Origin of the sequence: Enterobacter genomosp. S, assembly GCF_001631805.1 — a bacterium.
In the GTDB taxonomy this organism is placed as follows: domain Bacteria; phylum Pseudomonadota; class Gammaproteobacteria; order Enterobacterales; family Enterobacteriaceae; genus Enterobacter; species Enterobacter quasihormaechei.
In genome coordinates this window covers 30,965-49,859 of sequence record NZ_LVVA01000021.1, presented here as the reverse complement: position 1 = coordinate 49,859, position 18,895 = coordinate 30,965, and the positions used below count along the sequence as shown (strand labels likewise).

Sequence of the window (18,895 nt, the reverse complement as noted above, 5' to 3'; positions counted from 1 at the left end):
ATGGCAACTGATGTGCTTGGCTTCCTCTGGAACTCGTCAGGCGACAGCACCTTTAGGCTTAATGACCCGGGCGTCGGCAATCTTGAGTTCGACACGCTGGACCAGGAGACCCATGAGTGGACGCGCGATGTGACAATGAATCCCGTAGAAAACGGGTCGCCAATATCCGATCACATCATCCGTCAGCCGAAAAAGATTACCGTTGCCGGCATGATAAGCAACGCACCGGTGACGGGAGTATTAACTCAGGCAGCAAACGCTCTGGCTAGCGGTTTCGATGGTGAAGACAGGGTAAACACAGCTATCAAGCTGCTCGATTCGCTCTATCTTTCAAACGAACTGGTAACCATCTACACCAAAAATTACACCTACGAGAATATGCTGATTCAGGGAATTAACATTCCCAGAAGGGTGGATGATGGTGATGCGGTAAACTTTACGATAGATGCTGTTCAGGCAAATATCGTCAGCACAGCTACGACAGAGGTTCCGCCTGGTGTAGGAGTCAGGAAAACGGATGCGACCAGTAATGGCGCTACCGCTAAAGCCGGGACATCAAACTCATCAGACCCAGCTACGGCTAACCGGGCTACGCCAACCAAAAACGTTGGCAAGAATACGGGTTCAATTCTGAGTCAGGCTTTGGATGGGTTATCCGGCTCGGGCGGTAAACTTCAGGAATATCTCGGCAACATCATAGGTAATGTCACCCCATGACCCCACTAAATTTTCAGGCTGGATTTACTGACCAGACATTGCAGGCTGTTTTCGACGATACACCGGTTACGCTTCGCCTGCGATGGAATGAGCGCTTTGGCTTCTGGTCGCTTGGTATCTATGACCGTGAGTCATTGCCGATCATAACTGGAGTTAAGCTTGTACAGAATTACCCGCTTCTAAAGAACTTCAGTTTCGATAACTTCTCCGGCGATATCTACTTCATCCGTACGTATGGTGAAAAGGTTCGTCCTGATATCGATTCGATTGGAGGCGATCACCTGTTGGTGTATGCCACTGAGGAAGAAATAGATGAGTTTGTTTCTGCGAACGGGTGAAATCATAGTAGGTCAGCCTCAGGGTGAGGCAGTAAGCATTAAAGACCTGCGATTTGAGTTCGACATCACCAAAACAGCCAGCAAAACCGCCAACGAAGCATCACTCAAAATCTACAACGCCGCGCCCACAACTATCACTCTGATGGAAACCGTAAATAACGTGGTCATCATCAAGGCTGGCTACGTCAATGATATCGGCGCTATCACCATCTTCACTGGCACCACTTGCCGCAGCCTGACGTATCAGGATGGGCCTGACATCATCACAGAGATGGAGTTAAGGGATAGTGTCATACCTTTGCGTGACGCCAAGATAAGCGTTTCCTTCCCTCCAAATACCTCAGCAATGACTGTTCTGGATGGAGTGGCTAAGAACTTCGGGCTGCCAATCAAGAAGAGCATTAGCAAGGTTCAGGATAAGCAGTACGTCGGCGGATATGCCTATAACGGCAGGGTTCGTGATGCCATGGACAGAGTCTGTAATTATCTTGGGCTGGAGTGGAGCGCTCAGGATAGCGAAATACAGATTATCAAAAAGGGTGGCGTCTATGCAGACACGGCAGTCGTGCTGTCGAAAGACACTGGCATGATCGGATATCCCCGCCGTGAAGCTAAAACCATGACCGAAAAGACTGCCGCCAAGCAGGGCATCAAATATGGTCAGAAAGGTATCGTCAGGACGGTGGTGGATGTCGAAGACCCAACGGCGAAGCTCAAAGACCGGGTAACTCTTGAAGTGCAGGGATACCGGGTGAAATCACTGCTAAACCCTGCCATTTATCCCGGCGCTTATGTGCAGGTTAAATCACGCGGCATAGACGGGGAGTTCTTCAGAGTTGAAGAAGCACATTACACCGGTGATACACACGGGCAGGAATGGAGCGTGGAAGCGCTATTGAGGTTTATCTGATGGCTGATAACAGTGATGTAGTAGAAGCGCTCAGACGGCTTGTCAGCTCGGAAATGGACACGGTAAACACTGCACTTCCATGTACCGTGGTGAGTTACTCAGGCGGAAAGGTAACGGTAAAGCCAGATGGCGAGAAAATATACGCAGATGGCGATACAAACGCCTATCCGGTGCTCAGCGATTTACGCATGGTCTGGCCCCAGTTTGCAAACGGACAGGCAGGATTAAAAGGACCCGTTCAGGCAGGAGATAAATGCCTTTTGGTGGTCTGCCAGCAGGCAACCGATGGAAGCGACGACACAAGACGATTCGACATCATCGACTCATACGTTATTCCTGGTGCTGGTTATAGTGATGCTGTTCCTGGCAACGATGACGTGAGAATGTATTTTGGCGATGCCTTCATTGCTATCGACGCCAACGGGAAAATGACTATTAATGCTCCAGGTGGGGTGGAAGAAACAACCCCGCTGCATACCGTTAAAGGAAGCATGACTGTTGAGCAATTGTTCACTTACCAGGGCGGCATGACTGGCTCGGGCGGTGAAACATCGGTAGCTACCATTACAGGGACGATGCAGGTAATTGGTGACGTAGTTATAAATGGTATTAAAATAGGCACTCACAAACATCCTGGCGATAGTGGTGGAACCACTGGAGAGCCTATTAACTAACGGGGCAACATGGAAAACGCGCTGATTATTCTGGTAGTTCTTATAGTTCTTTTCATCGTATTCAGGAAATTCAACCTGTGGTATTGGAAAATCCAGGAGCACATTGACAATCAGAAGCAGATTATCTCCCTTCTGGAAAAGGTCAGCTCCCGTGTAGGCTCAATGGATGAGGACATAACTGAATTATCAAGGATATACAAAGGGAAAAACCAGCCTGAACCAAAGTCTGGGCTCCTTGATGATTAGAAATAATCTCGAAATTGATCCAGGAATAAGCCCATAAATATGGGCTTTTTTATTATAAGGTCCCAGATGATAGATTTCAGAATTACCGATAATAAAGTCGTGTTCACTAACGGCCTGCTTCAGTACGTAGATGGAGCTGAGCGCGTCAGGCAACAGGTGGAGTTCAGGCTTAATCTGTGGCGCGGAGAGTGGTTCCTGGATAGCCAGTTCGGAACGCCTTACCTACAGGATGTTCTTGGGAAGCAGGTAACGCTTAATGGTGCACTATCAGCCATCCGTACAGAAATACTAGCGGTAGAAGGTGTTACCGGCATAGTTGAGTTTTCCTACAACTTTGACCGTGCCGAACGAAAGCTTAGCATAGAGTTTACAGCCAACACTGAGTACGGGTTGGTGCAGTACCCCTGATAAATAACCCCTTCAATATGCCTCGCCAATGTGCGGGGCTTTTTTATGCCTGAAATAAGGTGCATATGGCTGATTACATTACTGCGACAGGCTTTGACAAGCCGACATTACCGGAGATGGTTCAGGAAATCGGTGATGCAATGGAAACGGTCGTCGGACCGATTAACAGAGAGGCTGATTCGACCACCGGACAGTGGATCGGAATTGAAGCTGAGCAGAACGCAATTCACTTCGAAACTGAAGAGGAGTTGTGGGCTAGCCGGTTTCTTGCTTTTGCTGAGGGATTCGCCCTTGATGCTCTTGGCGACTGGATGGGTGGGATTACCCGGCATGGCAAAACCACGACAAAAGTTAACGCCGTTATTTATGGCTCTGAATCAAGACTAGTTCCTGCTGGTTCTTTGGCGTCTTTCGGTAATTACCAGTTCAGACTGACGGCAGATTATACCATCTCACGCTCGACGCTTCTGGATGGAGAGGTGAGGGTATCTAACAACACGCAAACCAGTTACACGGTACGGATTGCTGGCGTTGATCATACCTACACGAAAGTCGCAGGAGACACGGTAAACACCATTGCTACAGGCCTTGCCGCAGTAGTGGACTCAACAAGCCAGTATTCAGCCACAGCAAACGGATCAGTAATCAGACTCACCTCTGAAAACCTCATTGAAGGTTATGCAGTTTCGCTTAGCTCTGGGCTGGCTTGGCAGTTAATTGGTTCACCGGCAATCTTTGAGGCTACTGAAGCAGGTCCGATTGTCGTTCCTGTTGGTGGGCTGAATAATCCGGTTAGTGCCATCACAGGATGGACTGGAGTTAATAACTTAGTTCAGGGGGCCACCGGTTCAGATCGCGAATCAGACACAGATTACCGCCAACGTTTATACCAGAGCAGGGCATCATCTGGCGGTGCGGCAACCATCCCAGCAATTGAGACTCGCCTGATTACGGAAGTCAGCGGCGTAACCTTAGCCAAAGTCATTGAAAACGACACCATGACGACAGTGGACAGCATTCCTCCAAAAGCCATCCACACTATCGTTTCTGGCGGCCTTGAGCAGGACATTGCTGACGCAATCTGGAAGTACAAAGGTGCAGGTATATCGACATACGGCTCAATTGCGATCACCGTGTATGACCGGTACGAAAGACCCCATCTGGTTAACTTCTCACGTCCAACAGAAGTGGATATTTACGTCAAAGTTGACGTTGTTCTTCTTGATACTGAGGAGCCATTACCTGCGACTGTTGTGGATGCTATCAAGCAGGGTGTTGTGGCTTACGGTGCGACGCTTGGTCTTGGAGATGACGTTATTACCCAGCGCATTTACGGCTACATCTACGCCAATACAACTGGCATCGGGAAAATGACCATCACCGTCAGCACTGACGGAACTACGTTTGCAGAAAGTAACATTTCCGTTGCTGAAAACTCATTTGCTTCGTTCTCCGCTGCCAATGTGGAGGTCACAGGTGTCTGATGATTGGATTGATATCGATTTTCTTGCGTTGATACGACAAAGGCCTACTGACTGGCTTAAAAAAGGCGGGCAGGTTCCAGATCTCTTTGCTGCTGTTGGCGTACTTCATCCTGAAATTGAAGTGCGCGCCAAATACATCTACCTGACGCAAAGCATATACAACGCACACGGCATAGAGCTGGACAGATTCGGACAGTACGTTGATGTCGGTCGTGATGGAATGTCTGACGATGATTATCGCAGGGCAATCATGCAGGCGAAACTGGCGACTGCGTTCAGCGGAACACCAGATAACGTCATGGTCGTAACGGCAACCACTACTTCAAGTACTAATGTCGAACTGGTTGAGCTCTATCCTGCCGCATTCAGCGTTCACGCAACCGGACCTTATGTCCCCACAAACATCAACGCCATCGTCGACCGCGCATCTGTGGCGGGTGTCAGAGCATATTCAACACATGATTATGGACTCAACGGTTTCTCCCTGGCGGGAATAGACACCAATTCAGGGCAAGCGTTACAGGTCGGCGATAACACAGCAATGCAGGTAGACACCGACACGGCACTTGGACTTAACCGTGGGTCTGTATTCATTGCTGGCTCATATCTTGATGCGGCTGGGTCCGTGTCAGGTGTACTTGAAGTAAACGGCTCATATCTCGGCGTCGCTGACGACGATTACCTTCTTATCTTCTCCCGTGACTATGGCGTCACCGGGACGATGCTTTGCGGCGCTATGCCTAAGTGAGAAATTAAATGGCTATCACATCATTTGCAGATACTGACGTCACTTATGCGGACGGGCAGAAAAATAAAGAGCCCGTACCAGATGAAATCCTTTCCAGCGGGTTCGTGCCTCCAGTGCGCATGCCTGATGGTTCAATCTCGGCAGGCAGCAAGCTCGCAGCAAATCATCTCAACACACTATTAAACGACTTATACGCGCAAATAGCTGACCTGAAGGCTCGCGTTACAGCGCTTGAGGGGGCTTAATGGCCGACATTACTCTTAAGTACCTTACAGATTTACCATCCGCGTCAGATGCAGAATCAACAGACCTGATGCATATCAATCAGAACGGCAACGATCGCTCAATTACTCTTGATGCTCTTGCGACAGCCTTATTCAACATGCGCTATCCGGTTGGAAAAGTAGAGTGGTTCGCAAATGACGTCAACCCAAATGCAATCTGGCAGGGCTCTACTTGGGCACGGATTCCTGGCGCGGGCAAAACCATTCGACTCGCAAACAGCACTGGAAGTGACGTTCTCCAACAGGGCGGGAGTGATTCAGTAACTCTCACTAATGCCAATGTTGCACCGCATGTACACCCGGTGGATTTACGCACCGGTCAGTTTGACTACGGTACAAAAAACACAAGTCAGGATAACCACTCCCATACGGTTCCACTGCGAAGCATCGGCAAATGGACGGGAGGATCACAGGATGGAAGCAGCGACGATATCAGCTCATCTCAATCAACAAGCACATCCAGTTATCAACATGCCCATACCGTAGCGATTGGTGCTCATGACCACCCTGTAAAGGGTGACACAGGAAGTGCTGGAGATGGTGCTCCATTCTCCGTAACGAACCAATACGTTAAACTTGCCGGATGGTACAGGACTGCATAAATGGCCGAACAGAAAGTAAAATTAACCGATTTACCCGCAGCAACAGATACCATTGATACTGCACAGTTGCTGATAAACCAGAACAGCACAGACCAAAAACTTCCTGTAACGCATTTCCTCCGCGCCAAAAACAACCTTTCAGAACTTGCAGACATTGGCCAGGCTCGTGCGAATCTTGATGTTCCTTCAGTAGATGAAGTAAATGATAAGCTGACTGGCTTTATCGATGGATCGAATACGTTTGCTGCCGGGGCCTCGTTAAGCTCTCGCTCTGACTTTATCTGGGATGAAGATAGTAAGTCATGGTATTTCTGGAGAGGAACACTTCCTAAGGAAGTTCCTGCCGCATCAAGCCCGGCCTCTACTGGAGGTATTAGCGATGTCTCTTGGGGTGTAGTAAGCGATAGCCTGCTTAGAGCTGAGCTAAGTGATGTTGATGGTTTTAGGCTTCTTGGAGAATGCCCAGACATTGCCACTCTAAAAGCAACTGAGCCAAAGAACATTGGCCAGTTAATAAGAATAGAAAATTACTATTCCGACAAATTTGGGGGTGGCGGGCTCTTCCGCAGCGTTAACCCCGGAACACTGGCAGACGATGGTGGCCTGTATATCAAAACCACTGGCGGCGCCGTGTGGCGTAGATGCGTAAAAAACAAACAGGTAAGCACTGAAGAGTATGGGTGCTGGGATGGGAATACAGGATCTGATAACTCTGCACGCCTGCTAAAGGCATGCGCCTCTGGTCTTGACGTTAAAATGATGGGGGAGAATTATAACGTTGTTACCATTCCTTCCAGCCGTTTCAATTTAACTGGGCAGATGAAGGCCTCTACCGCTGACTTTTCTACTGCATATGGCCGCACTCTTCTGACACTCACAGGTGCTAATGTCACATATGATATTGATATCGACATGCAGAATTTTGGGGCGGGCGGGTTCCTTAATCTTGGAAGTGATACTGTAGGCCGAATTAAGGTATCAAATATTTACGGAGCCAACCGTACCACTTATGGACTTCAGAACGCTGTGTCAGATGGTGGCATCCGTAATAACATGTCAGTTATTGTCAGAAATATTAAGAAAGGAGATTCTGGAGTGGATCCCCAGCCGGCTGCCTTTACTGCTTACGGTTCGAAAGGGTATTACCCTTACGTAGATATTTATGACAGTCAGGGCGGTATCATAGGGAATTCAACAGATGAAGCTGTATTTGGTGAGATAATTTCCAGATACGTACATGATAATGGCTTTTATGCCCTGGAAAACAGCCGTCAAACAATCGGTACGATGGTCTGTGATAACGTGCTTGGCGAGCCATTTGTTAACGCCGGTGGTATTTGTACTGTCGGAACAATGAAGCTTAAAGAATGTCAGGGGTTTGGCATAACCTATTCTTACAGTGGGCGCCTGCGTATAGACCACCTAGTTCTGGAACAAACACTTGTCAGCTCTGCAATGCCTCTGCTTCGCTCTCGTCCAGATAACGTCAACAGTGTTGTTAGTATTGGTAAGATCGAAGGCACGTTTGTCCTTGGATTTGTAACAGCCTCTATCTCTAACTCAATGTTTGCCATTACCCAAGGCATTACAGATTTGAGCATTGGGGATATGAATGTCACATTGAATTACGTGACAGGTTCGTACTTGGGGCTGGCTGACTTTACAGCTTGTTCACGAATTGTTCTAGGTAACTGGAATATCAATTTTGTAGACCAAACAGGAACATTAACTTCGTCAAATATTGCATATTTCGCGTTACCAACGAGCACACAGGCAGCAGGAAGTAAGATTGGGATGCAAAGGTATGTTACATCATCAGCAACTGTTAGGATGACGAACCTAAGCAATTCAACAATCGAGGTGGCCTCAGGGCAGGCCGTTCAGGTTAACGTGTCAGGGTCTCCCCTCATAACGTCAGCAATTAACACCCCCTCAAGGGTGTTCAGGGTAACAGCCCTGCCTACAGCCGGAAAATGGACAAGCGGTGACATACTAATCCTCATAAGTCCAGGAACAACCATCAAGTATGGGTGGTCATGTTCGCAGTCAGGGGACTTTGCCGGAACGCCGCCAACATTCCAGGTAATAGCGTGAAGTAAGAAAAGGCGGCTAATGCCGCCTATCTTTTGATGCGAATTAGGCATGCTTTGACCAGATTTGGCTTTACTTGCAATCGGCATGGGATACAATGCGGTGATTTGCTGTCTGGTGCTTGCAAATGTCAGATTACACATCGATATTTACGTACATATTTCCGATCATATACTTCACTATACTTTTCTTACTTGCTGCTCATTCTTTCATCAGGAACGGGATCAGATTCAAATCTGTAGGTATGATGTTCCTTGTGATAACTCATTTCGTTGGCTATGCGTCTTTACCTTTCCGTGTTGATGCGCTTGTTCCCGCTGAAGTATATATGCCAGTAGAGTATATAAATGATGTTTCACTAAAATCATTCATCGGAATCATAATATTTTATCTGGCATCTCATTTACTATCGCCTAAGCCAAGAGGAATGGCGAGAGGGAAGATATTTTTCGGATCTGCAAACCTATTTGTAGCAATATCATTGTCGGTATCTATCCTTGCAATGATCATCTTCTACATAACCAAAGGTTCATCATTCGACTCAGATAACTACGCATCTAAATTAGGGGAAAATGCGGGAAGCGGCCTTTTGCTTATGCCTATGTCAGCTTTTGTTCCCGCCGTTATTGTCTATAGCTTCACATCTAAATCAAAATATGCATTTGCTAAGTCATGTGGCATTTCTATCCTGTTTGGCGTTGCGTTTTATATACTGATAGGCGGTTCAAGGAACGTAATGTTCTCAGCGTTATTAATGGCAACATTGATATGCTTCGTAACAGGGAAGATAAATAAATTTAAGTTTCTGATTATTGGATGCATAGGGCTTTTCCTTGTGGCGGCACTCGGGATGCTTCGCTACTCAAACTCCATGTCCAGCTCCGGTGCCGCGCTAAGTCTAGCTATACAGTACCTCACTGACAGCCTCTCTCCAATAAACTACCAGTACGAGGCGGTAAAATACTACGATAATACAACTAATCCTGACGCTGTTGGCGGCATATATTACATGTTTAGTCAGTTTTCTGGGTTTGTGCCGCGCTTCCTTTGGGAGGAGAAGCCAATCGTTACAATGAATAGCTCATACTATTTTACGACGAACATACTGGGTATGAGTAGCGGATTGAACATGGCCTCGACATTGCTAGGATCATCACTAGTTCTGTTCGGAGGATATTTTTATTGGCTGGCTTATGCGTTATCAGGTCTGGTTGTAAGGACGTTGGATATAATAATAAACAGCAATAAACTTACAGTTATGTCAATAGCAGGTTTCGTAACGGTGCCTTTCACTTTCTTTATGGCCCGAGAAAGCCTTGAGCTATTTATGTTCATCTACTTTAAAAACCTAATTGTTGTAAGCTTTGTGTACCTTTTATTCAAAGTAGCCTCATCTATTATCCCAAAGAAAGCCGCTTGACCTATTAATGCACCCCTCAAATATCGAGGGGTGCATCTAACGCTTCATCTTATTAGTTACTTCAAGCGCCAGCCAGGCAGCGATAAGCAGCAAGAATATGGCCACAACCCACTTGTTATCTACGGACCCAGTGACAAGCAAGCAGACCATCGAGACACCCAACACTCTGGGTAGGTTTATCCCACCCTTCATATATCAGTACCGGGCAACGCAAAGACGAACAGCACGACAGCCATGATGAGTAGCCACTCCATCTTTTTCTCCTTTAAAAAAATCAGTTTACCACATGGTTGAGAATGATCACTTGATCAGTTTAGCCGATCGATAATACTGTATGTATATACAGTAACTATCGGAGGTGAGTTATGGGATTCCCGAGCCCGGCTGCTGATTACGTTGAGAACCGCCTGTCGCTTGATGAGCGATTCATACACAAACCTTCTGCTACGTACTACATGAAGGCGTCAGAGACTATCTACCGCTGCGGCATCATGAAAGATGCGCTGCTTGTCATCGACTCGTCACTAAACCCATGTGATGGCTCATTGCTGGTTTGTGAGATAGGCGGTGAGTTCAAGGTGAAGATTTACCGGACATATCCTCAGCCTCACCTTGAGAACGCATTGAACGGCAGGAAGGAAAAGTTACCTGGTCACTTTGAAGGTATAGAGAGCCCGGTTTTCGGAGTCATCACTTACATCATCAATGATGCACGCACAGGCGAGTTTGATGATTGCCCGGTGATTTGAAGGAAACTACACAGCTATACCATGAGGCATGGCTGTGTACTCTCTGTGTCACAGTTGTGTCATGCATGGATGAATCAGAAGGAAATACGACAGCATGTAATGACACGTTATGACACAAACGCGGTGCGAGCGCGGTAAAACTAATGATATTACAGTGCGTTAAACAGTACTCTACGTTCTTCTAAGCCGTAGGTCGTAGGTTCGAATCCTACAGGGCGTGCCATTAAATATCATACACTTAAGCCTCCTTCACATTCTCCTGATTTCCGCTGTTGAACATATTTGGGACAACAATCCCAAAAAAAGCGTTAATTCACATTTTTGACAGCATAATTGACTGTTATAACAGTATTTTTCTTACGCTATGGCATTTTCGCCAATCCTCTACCATGCTCATAACACCTCACCGTTTCGCGTGGGGCCTTTTCGTAGTTGCTCATTAATCTCAAGGAAAAAGGTTATGAAAAAAACGACTGCTATTTTGTTGGGCACCGCGTTTCTGTTTACCACCAATGCCTTTGCGGCTGAAATGATGACAAAAAACGAATTCGAAAAAGTTGAATCGCAGTACGAAAAAATCGGTACCGTGAGCACCGCTAACGAAGTCTCTGTCGATGATGCGAAAAAAGAGCTGGTCGAGAAAGCCGATAAAGAAGGCGCTGATGTGCTGGTGCTGACCTCCGGTAACACCAACAACAAAATTCACGGCACCGCCGATATCTACAAGAAAAAATAATACCTGAGCAGCCACCCCCGTACGCGGGGTGGCTGTGCGTCAAGCTTTCCCCGCCTGCATACCTACCCGTCTTACTTTCACCGTTTACACAGAACGGAATGTGCGTTTACGCTTGATAACGCATGGATAATACGTATAGTTCTCATTTGCATTTCTCTCAATAAATTCTAAGGCCCGACAACGGGTCATTTTTGCGCGCACGTTAAACGAGTTAACTATGAACAACTCCACAATGCACAAAACGCTGCTGGCGATTGCCATTGGCGCGGTTACCCACTCCGCCTTTGCGGCGGATGAAAAAAAAGAAGACACCATCGTTGTCCAGTCCACCGCAGGGAGTGATTTTAAACCCGGCGGTGATCAGCTGGTGCCCGCCTTCCTTGACGGGCAGGTGGCCAATGGCGGACGGATGGGGATGCTCGGTCAGCAGAACGCCATGGACGTGCCGTTCAACATCATCAGCTACACCTCGAAGCTGGTGGAAGATCAGCAGGCAAAAACCATTGCTGACGTAGTCGCAAACGACGCGGGCGTGCAGTTTGTGCAGGGTTACGGCAACAGTGCGGAAACCTTCCGTATTCGCGGCCTGAAGTTTGACGGCGACGACATGACCTTCGGTGGCCTCTCCGGCGTGCTGCCGCGTCAGGTGGTGGATGCCCAGATGGTCGACCGCATTGAGATCTTCAAAGGGGCAAACGCCCTGATGAACGGCGCGGCAAGCTCGGGCGTGGGGGGGATGATTAACCTTGAGCCAAAGCATGCCGGGGAAACACCGCAGGCGAAAGTGGGCGTGGACTACACCTCGGATTCCCAGATTGGCACCACGCTGGATGCGGGGCGTCGCTTTGGCGATAACGACCAGTTCGGCGCGCGCGTGAACCTCGTGCATCGTGAAGGCGAAACCGGCGTACCGAACGACCGCCGCCGCACCACGCTGCTCTCCACCGGCCTGGACTACAAAGGCGACCGCTTCCGCACCTCGCTGGATCTGGGCTATCAGAAGAAAACCTTCCACGGCAGCCCGACCAGCGTCAACATCTCAGCGGTGGACTTCGTGCCTGAACCGCCGAAAAACGATCGCAACTTCTCGCAGAAGTGGGCCTACAGCGATATCGAAAACGAGTTCGGGATGTGGCGCAGCGAGTATGACATCACCGACAGCTGGACGGCCTATACCGGCCTCGGTGCGCAGCACGCGCACGAAGAAGGGATCTACAGCGCGCCGAAGCTGGTGGACAAGAGCGGTAACGCAACGGTCAGCCGTCTCGACACCAACCGCATCAGCGATTCCGTCAGCGGGATGGCGGGCATTCGCGGTAACTTCACTACCGGCTTCGTATCGCACAAGGTCAACGTGGGGTACTCCGCGATGACCAAAAACGAAAAAATCGCCTGGAAAATGTCGGCGACGGCGGATAACCCGACCACCAACATCTACCACAACACCGGCGTCGCGATGCCGGACAGCACCAACTTCAACGGCTCCGGCGGTAAATACAGCGATCCGCTGACCAGCGGGCGCACCCGCACCCAGGGCTGGCTGCTGAGCGATACCCTGGGCGTGCTGGATGACAAGCTGCTGTTCACCGCAGGCGCGCGCCATCAGAAAGTGGTCGTTCGCGGGTACAACAAAATCACCGGCGCAGAGAACGACGCGGACGGTTTTGACGGCAGCCGCTGGATGCCAACCTACGGCGTGGTCTACAAACCGTGGGAGGAAATCTCCCTTTACGCTAACCATACCGAAGCGTTACAGCCCGGAGAAACTGCACCTAACACCGCCACCAACTACGGCCAGAGCACCGGTATCGTTCACTCTAAGCAGAATGAAGTGGGCGTGAAGGCAGACTTTGGCCGCGTGGGCGGCTCCCTGGCGCTGTTTGAAATCAAAATGCCGTCGGCGATCCTCGACGACAGCGGACACTATGGCCTGGACGCTGAACAGCGCAACCGTGGCGTGGAGCTAAACGTCTTCGGCGAGCCCATGTTGGGGATGCGTCTGAATGCCAGCGCCACCTGGCTTCAGGCCGAGCTGACCAAAACCAAAAACGGCGTGAATCAGGGGAACGATGCGATCGGTATTCCGAACTTCTACGCCGTGCTGGGCGCGGAGTACGATATCAGGCCGATTGAGGGGCTGACGGCCACCGCGCGCGTTAACCACTCTGGCACGCAGTATGCCGATCTCGCGAACAGCAAAAAGCTAGACAGCTACACCACGCTGGATCTGGGCATGCGCTATCGCTTCGCGGTAAACCACAATGAAAACCAGATGACGGTGCGCGCAGGCATCGACAACGTGACCAACGAAAACTACTGGTCAAGCGTGGACGATTCCGGTACCTACATCACTCAGGGCGAGCCGCGAACCTTTAAGGTCTCGGTGGGCTACGAGTTCTAAGCGTTCCACCTCGTTATCCGGGGCAGGGACGCCCCAATCCCCTCGTTATCGTGTTATAAAATTGTAACAAAAGCTTCTTACACTGGTCGCCAACTCTTTTACCTCTTGGCCAATGACAGGAAGCCGCTATGGGCAGACCCCTCAAATCCGTTTTCAAAAAAGAACATCAAGACGATATCAGTAACCGCAGCGCTAACCCGGTATTCTCCGAGGTTGCGAAGATGTTCCTCTCCCGCCGACGTTTTCTCCAGATGGGGGCCGTTGCGGGGGCCGCCGTATCATTCCCGTTTCTGATCAAACCTGAGAACGCCATTGCCGCGGTCTCAAAACCGTCCGCGCTGGCAAAAGCGGTGTCGCTTGGGTTTACCAGCATCTCTGTTTCCACCGAAGATACGGTCAGGGTGCCGGAAGGCTATATTGCCCGCCCGTTCTATCGCTGGGGCGATCCGACGGGTCTCAAAGACAACATGCCGGCCTTTAAGCCGGATGCCAGCAATACCACGGACGAACAGGCCGCGCAGGCGGGCATGCATCACGACGGCATGGCGTGGTTTAGCCTGCCGCAGGGGGGGCAAAGCCCGGAGCATGGCCTGCTGGCGATGAACCATGAATACATCGACAACGGGATGCTGTTTACCGACGGTACGGCGAACTGGAGCCTCGACAAGGCCCGCAAGGGGCAGAACGCGATGGGCGTGTCGGTGGTGGAAGTGAAAAAAGCGGGCAGCGGCTGGGAGGTGGTTCGTCCGTCTTCGTTCGCGCGCCGTATTACCGTCAATACGCCTATGCAGCTTACCGGTCCGGCGCGGCATCAGGACCTAATGAAAACCGCCGCCGACCCGCAGGGGGAGCGCGTGCTGGGCACCATGCAAAACTGCGCTAACGGCCATACGCCGTGGGGCACCTACCTCACCTGCGAGGAGAACTGGTCGGATATTTTTGTGAAAAAAGCCGATCTCAATCCGCTGGAAAAACGCTACGGCATCAGCGACAGCGATGAGTCCTACCGCTGGAACGAAGTGGATGACCGGTTCAGCGTCGATAAAACCCCTAACGAACCTAACCGATTCGGCTGGGTCGTGGAGATCGATCCTTACGACCCGACCTCTACGCCACGCAAGCATACCGCGCTCGGTCGCTTCAAGCATGAGGGGGCTGCCGTCACGCTCGCCGCCGATAATCGCGTAGTGGTCTATATGGGGGACGATCAGAAGTTCGAGTACATCTATAAGTTTGTCTCGGACAAAAAATACGATCCCGCGAACCGGGAAGCTAGTATGCAGCTGCTGACGTCCGGCACGCTGTACGTCGCCAGGTTCAACGAGGACGGTAGCGGCGACTGGCTGCCGCTGATCTTCGGGCAAAATGGCCTGGATAAGAGTAAAGGGTTTGAAAGCCAGGGCGATCTGCTGATTAAAACTCGGCTGGCGGCCGACGCGGTGGGGGCGACCAAAATGGATCGCCCCGAATGGATCGCCGTCGATCCGCACGCCAGCGGCAGCGTCTACTGTACGCTCACCAACAACAGCGATCGCGGGAAAGAGGGGAAAGCACCGGTGGATGCCGCCAACCCGCGCGCCAACAACGTGTTTGGGCATATCATGCACTGGCATGAAGACGGGGCCGATCCTGCTGCCGCGCGCTTTAAGTGGGATATTCTGGTCATGGCCGGACGCACCGACGGCGACGATCCGAAGGCCAAAGGCTCCATGCAGGGCGCGGCATTCGGCAGCCCCGACGGCCTGTCGTTTGATCACCAGGGCGTGCTGTGGATCCAGACCGACGTCTCCTCCAGCACCATTAATAAGAAAGCGTACGAGGGGATGGGCAATAACCAGATGGTGGCGACCATTCCGGGCACCAACGAGTATCGCCGTTTCCTGACCGGGCCGCGCGGGTGTGAGATCACCGGCATTGCGTTTACGCCGGACAACCGCACGCTGTTTATCAACATTCAGCATCCGGGGGAGGGCGGGGATGATATTACCGATCCGGCCAATCCTCGCGCCGTCTCTGACTGGCCGGACGCCAGCCCGAACGGACGCCCGCGATCGTCCACGGTGGTGATCGTGAAAGCGGACGGCGGGATCATCGGCTCGTGATGTTTACGCGCCGGGCGCATGCGCTGGCCCGGCGTTAAGCTTGCTACCACCAGCATGAAGTGTTAAAACGTGCCCCTTCTAAAAAAGAGACAGGGGTAGGGCGTGAAAGACGCGTCATCCGCTTCAGGCCATGGTAGCGCTGAAGCTTCGTCGGATCAGAATCCGACGCTGCAACGTGGTTTGCAAAATCGACATATTCAGTTAATTGCCCTCGGCGGCGCAATTGGTACCGGGCTGTTTCTCGGCATCGGCCCCGCCATTCAGATGGCCGGCCCCGCGGTTCTGCTGGGTTACGGCATCGCCGGCATCATCGCCTTCCTGATCATGCGCCAGCTCGGCGAGATGGTCGTTGAAGAGCCGGTGTCAGGCTCCTTCGCGCACTTTGCCTATAAATACTGGGGCCCGTTCGCTGGCTTCCTCTCCGGCTGGAACTACTGGGTGATGTTTGTGCTGGTGGGCATGGCAGAGCTGACCGCCGCCGGCATCTACATGCAGTACTGGCTGCCGGACGTGCCCACGTGGATCTGGGCGGCGGCCTTCTTCATCATCATTAACGCCGTTAACCTTGTGAACGTGCGCCTGTATGGTGAGACCGAGTTCTGGTTTGCGCTGATTAAGGTGCTGGCGATTATCGGCATGATCGGCTTTGGCCTGTGGCTGCTGTTCTCCGGCCACGGCGGCGAGCGAGCCACTATCGACAACCTATGGCAGCACGGCGGCTTCCTGGCGACCGGCTGGAAAGGGCTTATCCTTTCGCTGGCGGTCATTATGTTCTCCTTCGGCGGTCTGGAGCTGATTGGCATCACCGCTGCTGAAGCGCGCGACCCTCACAAAAGCATACCGAAAGCGGTCAACCAGGTGGTGTACCGTATTCTGCTGTTCTACATCGGCTCGCTGGTGGTGCTGCTGGCGCTCTATCCGTGGGTGGAAGTGAAATCCGACAGCAGTCCGTTCGTGATGATTTTCCACGATCTGAACAGCAACGTGGTGGCTTCGGCGCTGAACTTCGTCATTCTGGTGGCCTCTTTGTCGGTGTACAACAGCGGGGTCTACTCCAACAGCCGTATGCTGTTTGGCCTCTCCGTACAGGGCAACGCACCAAAATTTCTTACCCGCGTCAGCCGTCGCGGCGTGCCGGTCAATTCGCTGTTCCTTTCCGGCGCTATCACCTCGCTGGTGGTACTGATCAACTACCTGCTGCCGAAACAGGCCTTTGGCCTGCTGATGGCGCTGGTTGTGGCGACGCTGCTACTGAACTGGATCATGATTTGCCTCGCGCACCTGCGTTTCCGCGCGGCGATGCGCCGTAAGGGACGCGAGACGCAGTTCAAAGCGCTGCTTTATCCGGCGGGGAACTACCTTTGTATCGCGTTCCTGGCGTTGATTTTGGTGCTGATGTGCACCATGGATGAGATGCGACTTTCAGCAATGCTGCTGCCGGTATGGGTGGTGTTCCTGTTTATCGCGTTTAAGCTCTCACGCAAAAAGTAACCCGTTTTTCTCCCTCTCCCTGTGGGAGAGGGCCGGGGTGAGGGCAACAGACCGCACCAAACCAGACCGCACCTGCCTTCACGCCCGGTGGCGCTGCGCTTACCGGGCCTACAAACACTGCTTCATCTTTATCGTGACCCCCCTCCCAAATCTTCTACGATCCACAGGATCTTTATTTTGTAATCGATTACTTTTCATTTGAGTTGTTTTGTAATCGATTACTTTTTCCGGGTGAGGCTTATCATGGTGTCAACTGACGGTAGTGAAAAGGCGATAACACAGCACCGGCTGCTGGTGCCGCGGCTGTCGCTGATGATGTTTCTGCAATTTTTTATCTGGGGTAGCTGGTCGGTCACGCTTGGTCTGGTGATGACCCAGCACAACATGTCTCTGCTGATTGGCGATGCGTTCTCCGCCGGGCCCATCGCCTCCATTCTCTCGCCGTTCGTGCTCGGGATGCTGGTGGACCGCTTCTTCGCCTCGCAGAAGGTGATGGCGGTGATGCACCTCGTGGGCGCGGCGATCCTCTGGTTCGTGCCGGGAGCGCTGATTGCCGGGAACGGCGCGCTGCTGATTGGCCTGCTGTTTGGCTACACGCTCTGCTACATGCCGACGCTGGCGCTGACCAACAACATCGCGTTTCATAGCCTGGCAAACGTGGATAAAACCTTCCCGGTGGTGCGCGTGTTCGGCACTATCGGCTGGATCGTGGCGGGCATTTTCATCGGCGTCACCGGCGTGGCGTCCAGCGTCACCATCTTCCAGGTGGCGGCAGTCAGCTCCGTGCTGCTGGCTCTATACAGCCTGACGCTGCCGCACACGCCAGCCCCGGCGAAAGGCCTGCCGGTGCAGGTGCGGGATCTCTTCTGCGCGGATGCGTTTGCGCTGCTTAAAACCCGCCACTTCTTCGTCTTCTCCGTCTGCGCGATGCTGATCTCCGTCCCGCTCGGCACCTATTACGCCTACACCGCCTCGTATCTGGCGGATGCAGGAATTGCCGACGTCAGCACTGCCATGTCCTTCGGGCAGATGTCCGAGATCGTCTTCATGCTGGTCATTCCGCTGCTGTTCCGCCGCCTGGGGGTGAAGGTCATGCTGCTGATCGGCATGCTGGCGTGGTTCGTGCGCTACGCCATGTTCGCGCTGGGCGTCAGCGAGGAAGGGCGCATTCTGCTGTATCTCGGCATTCTGCTCCACGGCGTCTGCTACGATTTCTTCTTTGTCGTCGGCTTTATCTACACCGACCGGGTGGCGGGCGAAAAGGTGAAAGGCCAGGCCCAGAGCATGATCGTGATGTTCACCTACGGCATCGGCATGCTGCTCGGCTCGCAGATTTCCGGCGCGCTCTATAACCGCCTGGTGGCAGGGCAGACCGTGCCGCAGGCGTGGGTGACATTCTGGTGGATCCCGGCGGTAGCGGCCGCGGCGATCGCGCTGATTTTCCTTCTCACGTTTAAGTATGACGATGACAAGGCGTAACGTTCAGGAGGTGGT

Annotated in this window: 18 protein-coding genes; all 18 read left to right on the top strand. The window is 51.7% G+C overall.

All coding sequences use genetic code 11. The features are described from left to right. Positions 1 to 717: a phage baseplate protein gene (locus A3466_RS17035; protein ID WP_063451577.1), complete on the top strand. Its 717-nt coding sequence runs from the start codon at positions 1 to 3 to the stop codon at positions 715 to 717. After that, positions 714 to 1,055, top strand: a complete 342-nt coding sequence (locus A3466_RS17030; protein WP_047722018.1) for a phage baseplate plug family protein — start codon at positions 714 to 716, stop codon at positions 1,053 to 1,055. Before A3466_RS17035 ends, A3466_RS17030 begins: the two co-directional genes overlap by 4 nt. After that, positions 1,030 to 1,965 (top strand): phage protein, encoded by a 936-nt coding sequence (locus A3466_RS17025; RefSeq protein ID WP_063451576.1) that lies wholly within the window; start codon positions 1,030 to 1,032, stop codon positions 1,963 to 1,965. The genes A3466_RS17030 and A3466_RS17025 overlap by 26 nt, the downstream gene beginning before the upstream one ends. Continuing rightward, complete coding sequence (locus tag A3466_RS17020) at positions 1,965 to 2,639, top strand: Gp138 family membrane-puncturing spike protein (protein ID WP_063451575.1); 675 nt, start codon at positions 1,965 to 1,967, stop codon at positions 2,637 to 2,639. Before A3466_RS17025 ends, A3466_RS17020 begins: the two co-directional genes overlap by 1 nt. A 9-nt stretch (positions 2,640 to 2,648) precedes the next feature. Further along, complete coding sequence (locus A3466_RS17015; RefSeq protein WP_063451574.1) at positions 2,649 to 2,885, top strand: hypothetical protein; 237 nt, start codon at positions 2,649 to 2,651, stop codon at positions 2,883 to 2,885. 39 nt (positions 2,886 to 2,924) lie between these two features. Continuing rightward, positions 2,925 to 3,293: a hypothetical protein gene (locus A3466_RS17010; protein ID WP_209445940.1), complete on the top strand. Its 369-nt coding sequence runs from the start codon at positions 2,925 to 2,927 to the stop codon at positions 3,291 to 3,293. A gap of 65 nt (positions 3,294 to 3,358) precedes the next feature. After that, positions 3,359 to 4,777 (top strand): baseplate J/gp47 family protein, encoded by a 1,419-nt coding sequence (locus A3466_RS17005; RefSeq protein ID WP_063451573.1) that lies wholly within the window; start codon positions 3,359 to 3,361, stop codon positions 4,775 to 4,777. Then, a complete protein-coding gene (locus A3466_RS17000) occupies positions 4,770 to 5,525 on the top strand; it encodes a hypothetical protein (protein WP_245167770.1) in 756 nt (251 codons plus the stop codon). Before A3466_RS17005 ends, A3466_RS17000 begins: the two co-directional genes overlap by 8 nt. An 8-nt stretch (positions 5,526 to 5,533) precedes the next feature. Continuing rightward, complete coding sequence (locus tag A3466_RS16995) at positions 5,534 to 5,770, top strand: hypothetical protein (protein ID WP_063451571.1); 237 nt, start codon at positions 5,534 to 5,536, stop codon at positions 5,768 to 5,770. Then, positions 5,770 to 6,411 carry a hypothetical protein gene (locus tag A3466_RS16990; RefSeq protein ID WP_063451570.1) on the top strand — a complete coding sequence of 214 codons (642 nt, stop codon included), beginning with the start codon at positions 5,770 to 5,772 and terminating at the stop codon, positions 6,409 to 6,411. Before A3466_RS16995 ends, A3466_RS16990 begins: the two co-directional genes overlap by 1 nt. After that, the gene (locus A3466_RS23735) at positions 6,412 to 8,505 is read left to right on the top strand and encodes a hypothetical protein (RefSeq protein ID WP_063451569.1); all 2,094 of its coding nucleotides are present in this window, start codon (positions 6,412 to 6,414) and stop codon (positions 8,503 to 8,505) included. A gap of 124 nt (positions 8,506 to 8,629) precedes the next feature. After that, positions 8,630 to 9,922: a WzyE family oligosaccharide polymerase gene (locus A3466_RS16980; RefSeq protein WP_063451568.1), complete on the top strand. Its 1,293-nt coding sequence runs from the start codon at positions 8,630 to 8,632 to the stop codon at positions 9,920 to 9,922. A 365-nt stretch (positions 9,923 to 10,287) separates the two neighbouring features. Then, a complete protein-coding gene (locus A3466_RS16975) occupies positions 10,288 to 10,671 on the top strand; it encodes a S24 family peptidase (RefSeq protein WP_063451567.1) in 384 nt (127 codons plus the stop codon). Positions 10,672 to 11,131: 460 nt separating this feature from the next. Further along, the gene (gene yahO / locus A3466_RS16970) at positions 11,132 to 11,407 is read left to right on the top strand and encodes a DUF1471 family periplasmic protein YahO (protein ID WP_022647318.1); all 276 of its coding nucleotides are present in this window, start codon (positions 11,132 to 11,134) and stop codon (positions 11,405 to 11,407) included. Positions 11,408 to 11,624: 217 nt separating this feature from the next. Beyond that, positions 11,625 to 13,808, top strand: a complete 2,184-nt coding sequence (locus tag A3466_RS16965) for a TonB-dependent receptor (RefSeq protein ID WP_063451566.1) — start codon at positions 11,625 to 11,627, stop codon at positions 13,806 to 13,808. A 128-nt stretch (positions 13,809 to 13,936) separates the two neighbouring features. Further along, positions 13,937 to 15,910: a PhoX family protein gene (locus tag A3466_RS16960; RefSeq protein ID WP_063451565.1), complete on the top strand. Its 1,974-nt coding sequence runs from the start codon at positions 13,937 to 13,939 to the stop codon at positions 15,908 to 15,910. 102 nt (positions 15,911 to 16,012) lie between these two features. Continuing rightward, positions 16,013 to 17,401, top strand: a complete 1,389-nt coding sequence (pheP, locus tag A3466_RS16955; protein WP_063451564.1) for a phenylalanine transporter — start codon at positions 16,013 to 16,015, stop codon at positions 17,399 to 17,401. Between the two features lie 243 nt (positions 17,402 to 17,644). Then, positions 17,645 to 18,880: an MFS transporter gene (locus A3466_RS16950; protein WP_063451563.1), complete on the top strand. Its 1,236-nt coding sequence runs from the start codon at positions 17,645 to 17,647 to the stop codon at positions 18,878 to 18,880. Positions 18,881 to 18,895 lie beyond the last annotated feature (15 nt).